Here is a 12,262-nt window from a genome sequence, read left to right as displayed (position 1 = left end):
ATCGCCCACGAATATCGGATCCCGTCGGTGGTCGCGACGGGCAGATCGTGGCGTGAACGGTACGACGGGCGAAATAACGGTGCAGTTAGCATCAACTGCGAGAGTGCCGATGACAATCGGCACTCTGAGCCTGGAAGGAGGTTATCATCCGTTATTGCACCATCTATTGCAGGCCTAGAATAAATTGACCAGCTTATAAATGACATAGGCCAGAACCATGGAGATAGGAATCGTAATGACCCAGGTCATGATCATCCGTCCGACGGTTCCCCAATTGATAGAACGGTAGCGGACGGCACTGCCTGTCCCGATAATAGCCGACGTAATGACATGTGTTGTCGATAAGGGCATTCCGAAATGTGTAGCGGTCTGCAGAACGACGGTAGATGTCAAGTCCGAAGCAAATCCATTCATCGGCTCGATTTTAATAATTTTCTTACTTACGGTTTTGATAATCTTCATTCCGCCGAAGGCTGTTCCAAGTCCCATCGCGGTAGCCGCGGCTGCCTTAACCCAGAAAGGCACATGCAGCTCCTGTTGGAAATCTCCTGCCACCAGGGCAAAGACGATAATCCCCATCGCCTTCTGAGCGTCGTTCGCGCCATGAGAGAAGGCCTGCGCACCGGCAGATACGATCTGCATCAGGCGGAAATTGCGGTTAACCTTGCTGGGTGAGCGATTCCCCAACAGAAGGATAATCCAGCGAATAATATGCAGCACGATAAAGCCGACTGCAAACGCGATGATCGGAGACAGAATAAGTATAATGATGATTTTGTTGAAGCCGGTCCAATTAATCGCATCCATCCCGGCCCCGGCGAAGACAGCCCCTCCCAACGATCCAATCAATGTATGAGAGGAAGAAGAAGGAATACCGAAATACCACGTTACCAAGTTCCAGACGATAGCGGATATTAATGCTGCAATGACAATTTGCATACCATTCTCGATATGGAAAGGGTCGGCAATGCTCCCCCCTACATTCTTGGCCACTCCTTCGAACAGGATCGCACCGACGAAATTGAGAACCGCCGCGTACATAATTGCGACTCGGGGTGTCAAGGCTTTGGTAGATACCGAGGTAGCTATGGCATTGGCCGTATCATGAAACCCGTTGATAAAATCAAAAATAAGCGCCAGTAAGACAATTATAATAATAACAGTCACGCCGGATCCCCCTATTAAGTATTAACTTTTGCAGAATTTATGGAATGCCAGAGGCTTATTTTCGTCTGTCATTTGTTTCGAGAATGAAACAACATTCAAATGATACCATAAAAAATTGAGATTTCGTAAATATTTTTTGACTTTATTCTACACCGTTCGAGCGGACGTTAACGAAACTTTAACATTTATCCCAATGGGCTACAATCATCCATAAGCATGTCAAAAAGAGCGATAGAAGAATTACTCTCTATTCTTCCCATCGCTCCAAAATTCCATCAATTAAAAATAAAAAGCCCGACTTTTAGAACTTTTTAATGATAGCGGTTACAAAACCTCCCACCAAACCGGCAAGCAGGAATAAAACAGCCGCCCCTGTAAGTAGAAACATGACTCTCTGAGTATATGGCTCTAACTGGCTGTCTCCGCAATGCGGGCACCATTTGGTTGTCTTCGATATTTCTTTAGCGCAGGTCTTGCACTTCGAATTAAGACCCATAGCTCCTGCCTCCGATCATCCGCTCGTAATAAAATAATCCAACAATACCATCTTTATATATACGACATCTTCACAGGCTGTTATGTTCCGGTCCAATATAAATTTATTTCCTCCATTCGGCCGGGCCGGATCGAGAAGGCAGACGGCTGTAAAAATGATATTACACAAGAAATTACATACTTACATACTCGCTTACTCCTCAGGGCTTACTACCGCCACAGAGCGATAATGATTCTCATTATCGAGCGACTCAATAAAAAAAATTTCCCTCTATCTTAATTATATGAAGGCCAGGCTTTATTGTCGACCAAATCACGGTAACCTTTGTTAACATTTAGAGAAATTTGCATTCAGCACATGCGCCGAACAGACGAATTTTTGAGCTTCCAGTGCGCTTTTTCTTAGTTTAAATAGCATCTTGAAAAACACAACAATTTATGATATAGTTAATACTTTCTCTAAAAAATACCCATAAAACGATGGCGAAGCGCGGTGAACTTGAACTTGCCTGATTAGGCGCAACCCGCCTGAAACGTCAGGTCGCCGGTTTCCCGTATGGAGGTAACTGATTTGGATTCTACCCGTCAAAGTGCCTATCAAGAGGAACGTCATCATCTGGAGCGGACCCTGTCCGTTCTCGAGTCCCGGCTCCAAGAGCTGGAAGCGATTGCAAGGTATTACGGAACAGACTTCACGGAGCAGGCGCTCGAATCTGCCCGGGAGAAGGCCCGGCAGAAGCTGGCTAAGGCTCTGGTGGAGCCATACTTCGGCCGTCTCGATTTCCAGGAGGAAGGCAGCGAACAGAAGCAGACGCTCTATATCGGCAAATCCGGAACAGAGGATGAAGATTCCGATAATCCGCTAGTGGTTGACTGGAGGGCGCCGATTGCGAGCCTGTTCTATTCCTTTACCGGCGGAGACGGCCCTGCAACCTATGTTTCGCCCGACGGCCCGATATCCGGAACCGTCCATCTTAAACGCAATCTGGTGATCCGAAACCGGGAACTGTCGAGAGTGGTGGACACTTACGTCCGGGGCAGCGCCAACCTGGGAGTAACGGATGAATTTCTCCTTTACCGGTTAGGAGAGAACAAGGATCATCGACTTAGAGACATTGTTTCCACGATTCAATCCGAGCAGGATCAAATTATCCGCGCACCCAAAAATACGGCGCTGGTCATTCAGGGAGTGGCAGGAAGCGGCAAAACGACCGTCGCCCTGCACCGTCTAGCCTATTTATTATATCAATACCGGGAGAATATCCGTGCCGAACGCATGATCATCTTCGCCCCTAACCGGATGTTCCTGGATTACATCTCGGGTGTGCTCCCCGAATTGGGTGTAGGGGACATTCAACAGACTACGTTCACGGATTGGGCGCTCGAACTGCTTGATAACGAAGTGACTCCAGCCGACCCTTCCCCCCATCTCGCTTATTGGTTCAGGCCCGGTCCCGATCGTCCATCAATCCATGAACAGATCCCCGGACTATATAAAGGCTCCACAGCCTTCAAGGATCTGATCGACAGTGCTCTCCAATACTACGATGAGAATGGTGTCCCCTCGCAGGACTATGAGCCTTTCCCCGGAAGCTTGCTGCCGGCCGCAACTATCCGCCATTGGTATTACGTGGATAACCGGCATGAGCCTCTGGCCAGGAAGAGGGAACGCACCTTAGCCCGGATCAAAAGATGGCAGGAGATGGAGCTCGATAATATATGGGAGGCCCATCTGAAGAAAGAGTACAAGAAGAAAGCCAATGCCAAATGGAGAGCCTTCGCCAAGGGCTGGCACGAGATGACTCCTCTCATTTTCTACTCCCAGCTCTTTGACCCGGCCAAGCGGTTGATTGATTTTCCCCCTGCTTTATTAGCCCGGATTCCCCGCCCTGTGGCGGAGCTTACGGCCAAAATATTAAAGAAGAAACAAGCGATGTGGGAAGACTTGGCACCCCTTGTTTATATACGCCACCGTTTATACGGTATAAGCGGACTCCGCTTTGACCATGTAGTCATTGACGAAGCCCAGGATTTCTCCCCATTCCAGATCGTCCTGCTGAAGCTTCATACCCCCGGGGATTCCTTCACTATTCTCGGTGATTTAGCGCAGGGCATTCATTCCTACCAGGGAATAGAGCAATGGGAAGCCTTCATCGAGCTGTTTCCGGAAGATCAATCCGCTTTCTACCGGTTAAGCAGAAGCTACCGATCTACAATGGAAATCATCCGGTTCGCCAACGCCGTCCTCTCGGAATACTCCGAGAGTTTCCGTCCGGCGGTCCCTGTATTCCGCAGCGGGGAGAAAGTAAAGCTGGTCCGGCTCTCTGAAGGGCAAACCGTCGATTGGGTCCGGAAAATGGCGATTCGGCTTCGGAAGGGCTCCTCCGAAACAGCGGCCGTGATTACCCGAACCGGCGAACGATCCGCAGAAATTCATGCGGCGCTGGAGGCTGCAGGGATCCCAGCCACACTTATCCAAGCGGATAAGACGGAATACGCCGGGGGGCTATCGGTTCTGCCGGTGTATTTGGCCAAGGGACTGGAATTCGATGCGGTACTTCTGCTCGATGTGGATTCCTTCCATTATGACGGCGGTGTCCAGGATGCCAAGCTGCTGTATGTAGGAGCAACGAGAGCGCTCCATGAGCTGTGGGTGCTGTACGAAGGGGAACCCTCTCCGCTCTTGCAGTGGGAAATCGGGGATTTTGCCGAATTTGTCGACGGGGATATTTGATCGTTTAGGGGAAATATCCCGCAAAGTGAACGTATGTATTCTCTTCCGCATCCTATCAGGGGCAGCATCTAAACCTGCCTCTAACTACGGTCGCTCCCCCTGGCTTAACCTCGAAAGAGGGGCAATACGTTACTTCGCGGGGGGCCCGGAGCAACGGCTTCCGACTCGGCGGTTGACTCTTTAATGAGAGAATCCTCGGAGGACGCCCCTCCGTTAGCCACAGTCACAATGACATAGCTGAGAATAACGATGAACGACAGAAACCCTAATAGGGAAGGTCCTTCCGTATTATAATCGTCCATTAGTTTCCCTCCTAACGGTCATATTTTCCATTAGGATGGTTAATAATGGGCTTTTCTATTCTTAAATATCGCAGAAATAGCGACGCAAGGATAAACGGCTATATTTAAACAAAGCCCGGGACAGAGATCCCGGGCCTTTCATCGATACAGCAGATTAGCTTGATTTATATCTTTCGTAAGCCGTCGAATAAATTTCCAAATACTCGTCTAACCCCATCTTTTTAAGCGTATCCACATAGGTATCCCATTCCGAGAACGGGGCTGCCCCTGTAATAAATTTCGCTCTCATCTCTTCCATATAAGCATTGATATCCGGGTGCAGGGACTGATATCTCTCGGACTCCTCCTCCGTAAAGGTAAATACCGGCCACACCTCTTTCGTCAAATACGGCCTCAGCTTGTCGGTTGCTTCTATAGAAGCAGGCAAGGATTCCGCCCCTTTGAAATATTTCTGCCGGACAATTCCCGGATAGCTGCCGCCCGGCCATGTCACATATTTAACCAGTGCCTGTTCCAAGGTTAGTCCTTGCGGATTGTTCTTAATTTCATCCGTATATTCAATTTGTCCATCCGCTGTTTCAATATAGCTCTTGTCCTTGAAGCCCATGAAGAACATCTTGTTGCCTTCCTCGCTATAGAAATAGTCCATCCAGCGGACAGTGGCTTCCGGATATTTATTCTTGTCGGTAATGACGAACGCTCCAGCCCCGGTAAGTGAAGAACGGCTGGGCACAAGGCGATCTCCGAACGGCCCTTGCAGTGCCGGCAAGCCAACGAAGCTCTTCTGATTCATCAGAGTCTCCGGGCTTGTCGTAAGTACGACCCCGTAAGTATTTTCCGCACCTTTGGCAAAGAACTCATTAGCCTTCAAAGTAAAGATCTCCGGCTCCAACAAGCCTTCTGTATATAACTTATTTAAAAATTGCAGCAAGTCCTTGTACCGTTCATCAGCCGGAACATAGCGAAGCTTGTCCGTCTCCGGGTTCATATCGATATTGCTATTGGCTACCCCGCGGTTCATCAAGCCCCAATATCCGCTAAGCTTGGTGATCACATCCGAGATACTGTAAGAACCGAACGGAATTTCATCCGGTTTCCCGTTCCCGTTCAGATCCGTCTTCTTAATGGCTACAAGAAACTCGTAAAATTCATCCACCGTTTCCGGCTCCTTGACGCCCAGGGCATCCAGCCATTCTTTGTTATACCAAAGCTTCGATCCCATCAGAACGGAAGTAAAATCCGGGTCGTAAATCGTCGGCATTCCGTATATATTTCCGTCGGGTAAGGTCATTCCCTTGCGCAGATCGGGATTTTCATCCATTAATTTCTTAAGGTTGGGGGCATACTTGTCTATCAGATCATTCAATGGGATAAATATCCCCTGGGAGCCGTACTTGGCCAGGTCCTGAGTAGTAATCCGGGCGGTATGGAAGGCATCCGGGTAATCTCCGCCGGCCAGAACCAAATTGCGTCGTTCCGTCAAGTTATCGAAGGGGACCAGTTGAAAATCCACATTAATATTTGTCATCTTCGCATATTCCTGCCAAAGCATCGTCTCATTCCAGTTATTGGCGGTTGTCGCCGACTTCCCCGTGAAGAAGGCCAGGTTTATCGGTTCTTTCATGATCGGAAACCCGGTCGCATTGAAATTGCTTTCCTCCTTGGGCGTCCCTCCGTCACCTCCGTCTCCCTCTGTACCGCTCCCGCTGCCGTTACCGCCGCCTCCGCCGCATGCTGCCAATAAAGATACGGACATAGTTGCTGTCAGCATAACAGCTCCCCACTTCTTAACTTTCATTTCTAGACCTCCCTGAGATAGAGTTTAAAAATGTATTTTTATGAAGCGGAATGCCGCCTGCATCTGAAGACGGCTGTCCGCAGTTCATACGGGCTAACCTTTCAATGCGCCGATCATAACCCCTTTGACGAAATACTTCTGCAAGAAGGGATACAGCGCAAGAACCGGCAAGTTGGCGACAACGACGACCGCATATTTGATCGCCTCAACCTCCATGACCTTCTTGGCAAGCGAATCGTCGGCCATATCGATCATATCCTGCATCTGTCCTTGAATAAGAATTTCCCTCAGGACCAATTGAAGGGGATACTTGGCACGGTCCGTTAAATAAATCAACGCATTAAAGAAAGCATTCCAGTGGCCAACCGCATAGAAGAGGATCATGACCGCTATAATAGGCATGGATAACGGCAGCACCACTCTGAATAAGATCTGAAAGTTATTGCAGCCGTCAATCGAAGCGGCCTCCTGGATTTCGTACGGAATGCTGCTCTGGAAGAAGGTTCTCATAATGACGATGTTCCAGACGGATACCGCATTCGGAATAACCAGCGCCCAGAAGGTATTAAGCATTCCGAGATTTTTAACCAACAGATAAACCGGAATCAAACCTCCGCTGAAGAACATCGTAAACACTATGAATGCCGTAATCACGTTGCGCCCCTTAAAGTCTCGGCGTGACAGCGGATAAGCCGCGCACGTTGTCATGACCAGATTGATTGCCGTTCCCAGCAAGGTATAGAAAATTGTGTTGCGGTATCCCGTAATGATGTCGTTATTCTCGAAAATTCTTTGATAGCCAACGAAGGTTATATCTTTGGGCAGCAGCCAAAGCTCCCCTTTAACCACTGCATTCGGGCTGCTTATCGATGCGCTGAGAACAAAGACGAGCGGATACAGCACAATGATAGTAAGCACGATCAGCAGCAGCGTATTGACGAAATCGAATATTTTGTCTCCCCGGGAATGATCTACCATATATTCCGCCCTCCTGTCACCATAGGCTGGTTTCGTTAAGCTTTCTCGCCGTAAAATTGACCAGCACCAGCAAAATAAAGTTAATCACAGCGTTGAACAAGCCGACCGCAGCCGAGAAGCTGTACTGCGCCCCCAGAATCCCGCTACGATATACATAAGTCGCTATAACATCCGAGGCTTCCATATTTAGCGAGTTCTGCATCAGGAACACTTTCTCAAAGCCGACTCCCATGATCGATCCCACATTCAGGATCAGCAGAATGACAATGGTCGGCAGAATCCCCGGCAGATTCACATGCCAGATTCGCTGCAGACGGGTCGCCCCATCCACCTTGGCGGCTTCATGCAGTTGCGGATCTATCCCGGCCAGGGCAGCCAAATAAATAATGGAGCTCCAGCCCATTTGCTGCCAGACACCTGACAACACATAAATCGTCTTGAACCACTTCGGCTCGGACATGAAAGCAATCGGCTCTCCGCCGAAGAAGACGATAATTTGATTAACCAAACCGCTCTGCGGCGACAGGAACATAAGGAGCATTCCGACCAGCACGACGGTGGATAGAAAGTGAGGAGCGTACGTCACCGTCTGTACGAATTTACGGAAATACTTCATGCGCACTTCATTAATCATCAAGGCCAGAATAATCGGAGCGGGAAAACCTACGGCCAGCTGATACAAGCTGATGCCGAGAGTATTCTTGATCAGTCTCCAAAAATAATAGCTGTCGAAAAACCTTTCAAAATGTCTGAATCCGACCCATGGACTTCCCCATATTCCTTTCGTGGCTATAAAGTTTTTGAAGGCAATCTGAACCCCGTACATTGGGAAATACTCAAAAATGATGTAATAAAGGATAACCGGAGAAATAATGACGTAGAGCTCCCAATTTTTACGAAACGGCTTTAAAGAGCGGGACAATTTAGAAGGCCGGGTTGCCGGCGCTGAATTAGGAACGGTTGGATTTGGCAACGATTCATTCACCTCTTTTTTTGTAACGGAAATGTTATCATTGGTTTCTCCTAAGAAGACAAGCTCTTTCTCTATGACGGAGAAATATAATAGCGCTTTCATTCTTTGCTTGCATCAAATTGCAATATGTGCCGGCTTTACTCAATCATTTGATAACATAATTATGATAGCGCTTTCCATAAAGTGACTTCCCTTAATGCATTTTTCACCCCCTCGAATATCCGGAGCTTCATTGTTAGATAAATTCGTTCTTTAACATCCTATTTTTGATTCCGCTGTACAATACTTTCCTGTTAAGGCTAATCCTTTACTTGATGTGGTCGTGTTACTAAAGGAGCAGAATAACGCGAAGAGGAAGTGACAATATTTCCAATTAAGTGCATTTTTTTGTAATAAAATTATCTCATTACAGGTGGGCTGTCAAGGAAAATACCTCCCGGTTTACGTTAATTTAATGTAAAGCCTGGATGAAGCCTTGCGGGACCGGCAGTCGTTGTCCCTCATAAAGAGCAACAAAAAAAGACAATAAGAAAACAGTACCAAGCGAACAAAATACAGTCCCTAATTGTTCGTATTCAGCACCGGGTTTTCTCATCGTCTCTACCCGTCATACCTATTCCCAAACTTAAGATATTCAATTTTTCATACCCGGCTTGTTTCTACAATAGCTCGAGCAAGAATGTAACAGAAAGTTACAATTTACGTAGAAAGCGTTTTCTTAATCTAATAAATATTATCGTTTGTATTGATCAATATTGCAATAGATATCAGAAAATTTACTTTATTTTTAATATTATTTTTTTCAATAAATATATTGTTTACAATTAAACACATTGACTAGCGGTCAATTTCTCCAGATTTTTTTGCCAAAAAACCCAAACAAATTCATATAATAAATTCATGAACAAATTATTGCTATTCTTTAATTAGTCATGTATTATGACTAATATAACATGTAAACGCATACACCAAGGAGGAATGACATTTGAGTGGATTAGATTGGGGCGTTATCGGTTTATATTTCTTATTGATGGTCTTCATTGGTTTTTCGGCTTTCAAGAAAGTGCAAGGATCTAAAGATTTCTTCGTTGCCGGAGGAAAGCTGCCGTGGTGGTTATCCGGAATTTCTCATCACGTTTCCGGTTATAGTGGAGCGGTGTTTGTAGCTTACGCCGGTCTTGCATATACCCATGGATTCAGCTTATATGTATGGTGGGCTATTCCGATTGCTATTTCAGTCATTGCAGGTGCTTATATTATGGCTCCCCGCTGGGCCAAATTAAGAACGAAGCTGGATATTGAATCCCCCACCGAATATTTGGCCATGCGATTCAATATTCCGACTCAGCAGCTAATTGCCTGGAGCGGAGTTTTGCTGAAGCTGTTTGATGTCGGTGCCAAATGGGCGGCTATCGGTATCCTGCTCAACGGCTTTACAGGCATCCCGATTATTTACGGAATTTTAATCTCGGGGATTGTCTCGCTCATTTATATTACCGTGGGCGGATTATGGGCGGACATCTGGACGGACTTTGCCCAATTTGTCGTACAAATTATCGCGGGAATTGTCATGTTCGTTGTCGTGGTGCAAACTCTCGGCGGCATAAGCTCCATTACCGGTATGTGGGATCAGCTCCCTCCGGCCAACAGCCAGCCGTTTAACGAGCCTTATTCTCTCGGCTATGTCATTGTATACGTTTTCGTTGTCTTCTTAAGCTACAACGGCGGTACTTGGAACCTTGCAGCGCGGTATATCTCTTCTCCTTCAGGCAAAGAAGCGAAGCGTGCCGGTTTGCTCTCGGGTATTCTTTATCTTATTTGGCCGCTTATTTTGTTCTTCCCGATGTGGGCGGCTCCAATTATTCTGCCGGGTCTCAGCCAACCGGATCAGTCCTATTCCCTGCTGACTCAGGAGCTTCTGCCGGTTGGACTTATCGGACTTGTACTCGCTTCCTTGTTTGCGGCAACCATGTCCATGACCTCCTCTGATGCCAATACCATCTCGGCGGTCATCACGCGGGATATTCTGCCGGTCATGAACAAAAAGTTCAGAGGCATCGATCAGAAGCTTTCGTTGAAAATTGCGCGGATTACTACGTTTACCTTTACATTTATTACACTCGTGATCGCTATTTATTCCGACGTGTTCGGCGGCGTACTCGGCCTGCTGATCACTTGGTTCGCCGCTCTGGTAGGTCCGGTTTCCATTCCAATGCTGCTCGGACTGCTGCCGGCCTTCAAACACAGCGATTCCAAAGCCGCAATAGCTTCCATTCTTGGCGGGTTCATTATGTTCGCCTTTACCAAGGTGGTTGTCGAATGGCCACTATATATTGAAATCGGGGCACCTGTCTTCACTGCCGGTATTATCTTCATCTGGATGGGGCTTATTAACCGGGGCAAACCGGTACGGCCGGAAATTGAAGACCTGCTGCAATCCATCAGCAAAAGTGATGAAGATTTAGCCAAAGACATGGCAAATTAGCTATATAAATGCGGCACACCCCTGAACTGCGAATGGAATTAGCCAAATATAGCTCTTTACTGATATCCTCATGCTAAGAGGATAGATAGAGAAAAGAGGGATCATTATGGCAATCAAAGGGCCTGGCTTGTTAAGAGAGCAAAATCAGAAGAAGCTTATCCATTTACTCAGGAAACATAAGCAAACCTCCAGAAAAGATCTGGCCAAGCTAATGGGGGTCAGTAAAAATACAATCTCCTTAATCGTCGATCAATTTATCCATGAAGGTGTGATTAAAGAAGTTGGGATCAAGGACAGCCGCAGGGTGGGCCGTCCCAAAATATTGATCGAGCTTAATGCCGATGCCTTCAAATCGCTCGGTGTTACTCTATCCAACGAATCCGTTGATTACGTTGTAACGGATTATTGCCTCAATATCATCGATAAAGGCTCCGATAAAGTGGACAGCCGGCAGGTAGGCGAAGTAGTTGCCTGCCTGACCCGGCTCATTCAAAGGACCAAGCAAGCACATGACGGATTGATTGGCGTGGGAATAGGCATCCCCGGAATCGTAAATACGGATGAGGGCATTGTGTATGTTTCCACGAAGCTGGAATGGAAGGATGTCCCCCTCCATTCCTTGCTCACCCAATCCGCCGCGCTTCCCGAGCATATTTCCCTAACTATCCAAAACAGCGTGAAAATGACGGCCTTATGCGCTTCGTTAACGGAAGAGCTTCACCATAACCCCAGCTTCTTTTATATTCGCATTGGTGAAGGGATCGCCGGGGCCTTCTTTCAACACGGACAAATTTGGGACGGGGTCAGCTGGACTTCGGGGGAGATCGGCCATCTTCCTGTGGAGCCAGCGGGACCGCAATGCAGCTGCGGCCAAACCGGCTGTCTGGAGCAGATGATCAGCATCCGCTCCTACGCCCAATGGATGTCCGAGCACGAGCAGGCTCCCACCCAGGAGCAAATGGATGATCTGCTGAAGCAATACGGTAAATATTTGGGCGTGGCATTAATCAGTGTAATCAACATTATGAATCCTGGCCTCATAGTCATTGACAGCCCGTATAATTCGAACGCTTATTTCAAACAGGCCTCGCTGAATTATCTTGCGGCCAACGCTCTGGAGATTCCTCTGAGCAAAACTAAAATCGAGTTCAACGAACAGCCGTACATGCAATCACTAGGCGCGGCCGTCGCGGTTATTCATAATTATGAGCATTGAAGTGGCGAGAGTCTGATCACCCACTGTTCTTGCATCACAGATGAAAACTCCAACTTTTAAGTGGAAAGGTTCATTTCATTCATGTGTTGGTGCCCGTCCAGCAAAGAATCAATT

The 12,262-nt window shown here is 47.4% G+C and carries 8 protein-coding genes; 3 read left to right on the top strand and 5 right to left on the bottom strand.

Annotation, left to right across the window (positions count from 1 at the left end):
* Positions 1-174 precede the first annotated feature (174 nt).
* A complete protein-coding gene (locus ACTHRH_RS15915) occupies positions 175-1,167 on the bottom strand; it encodes an inorganic phosphate transporter (protein ID WP_144934400.1) in 993 nt (330 codons plus the stop codon).
* Positions 1,168-2,233: 1,066 nt separating this feature from the next.
* Here ACTHRH_RS15915 and ACTHRH_RS15910 point away from each other — a divergent pair.
* On the top strand, positions 2,234-4,396 hold the full coding sequence (locus tag ACTHRH_RS15910) for a HelD family protein (RefSeq protein ID WP_440416484.1): 2,163 nt from the start codon (positions 2,234-2,236) through the stop codon (positions 4,394-4,396).
* Positions 4,397-4,500: 104 nt separating this feature from the next.
* Here ACTHRH_RS15910 and ACTHRH_RS15905 read toward each other — a convergent pair whose 3' ends face one another.
* From ACTHRH_RS15905 to ACTHRH_RS15890, 4 genes are all read right to left on the bottom strand, one after another.
* Positions 4,501-4,698 carry a hypothetical protein gene (locus tag ACTHRH_RS15905; protein WP_440416482.1) on the bottom strand — a complete coding sequence of 66 codons (198 nt, stop codon included), beginning with the start codon at positions 4,696-4,698 and terminating at the stop codon, positions 4,501-4,503.
* Positions 4,699-4,852: 154 nt separating this feature from the next.
* Positions 4,853-6,496 carry an extracellular solute-binding protein gene (locus tag ACTHRH_RS15900; protein ID WP_440416480.1) on the bottom strand — a complete coding sequence of 548 codons (1,644 nt, stop codon included), beginning with the start codon at positions 6,494-6,496 and terminating at the stop codon, positions 4,853-4,855.
* Between the two features lie 93 nt (positions 6,497-6,589).
* A complete protein-coding gene (locus ACTHRH_RS15895; protein WP_440416478.1) occupies positions 6,590-7,474 on the bottom strand; it encodes a carbohydrate ABC transporter permease in 885 nt (294 codons plus the stop codon).
* A gap of 16 nt (positions 7,475-7,490) precedes the next feature.
* Positions 7,491-8,396, bottom strand: a complete 906-nt coding sequence (locus ACTHRH_RS15890; protein ID WP_440416516.1) for an ABC transporter permease — start codon at positions 8,394-8,396, stop codon at positions 7,491-7,493.
* A gap of 1,036 nt (positions 8,397-9,432) precedes the next feature.
* On the opposite strand from ACTHRH_RS15890, the gene ACTHRH_RS15885 reads away from it, so the two are divergent.
* Together ACTHRH_RS15885 and ACTHRH_RS15880 are read left to right on the top strand one after the other, a co-directional pair.
* Positions 9,433-10,932 (top strand): sodium:solute symporter family protein, encoded by a 1,500-nt coding sequence (locus tag ACTHRH_RS15885; protein WP_440416476.1) that lies wholly within the window; start codon positions 9,433-9,435, stop codon positions 10,930-10,932.
* A 106-nt stretch (positions 10,933-11,038) separates the two neighbouring features.
* A complete protein-coding gene (locus ACTHRH_RS15880) occupies positions 11,039-12,148 on the top strand; it encodes an ROK family protein (protein ID WP_440416474.1) in 1,110 nt (369 codons plus the stop codon).
* Positions 12,149-12,262: the final 114 nt, after the last annotated feature.

The sequence above is a fragment of the Paenibacillus sp. SAFN-117 genome (assembly GCF_051966115.1).
Lineage (GTDB): Bacteria > Bacillota > Bacilli > Paenibacillales > NBRC-103111 > Paenibacillus_L > Paenibacillus_L residui.
This window is presented reverse-complemented; position numbering and strand designations above follow the sequence as displayed.

Bases quoted from the DNA above. Each gene is read 5' to 3' on its own strand.
- ACTHRH_RS15900 (WP_440416480.1), bottom strand. From the start codon at position 6,496: ATGAAAGTTAAGAAGTGGGGAGCTGTTATGCTGACAGCAACTATGTCC.
- ACTHRH_RS15895 (WP_440416478.1), bottom strand. From the start codon at position 7,474: ATGGTAGATCATTCCCGGGGAGACAAAATATTCGATTTCGTCAATACG.
- ACTHRH_RS15905 (WP_440416482.1), bottom strand. From the start codon at position 4,698: ATGGACGATTATAATACGGAAGGACCTTCCCTATTAGGGTTTCTGTCG.
- ACTHRH_RS15880 (WP_440416474.1), top strand. From the start codon at position 11,039: ATGGCAATCAAAGGGCCTGGCTTGTTAAGAGAGCAAAATCAGAAGAAG.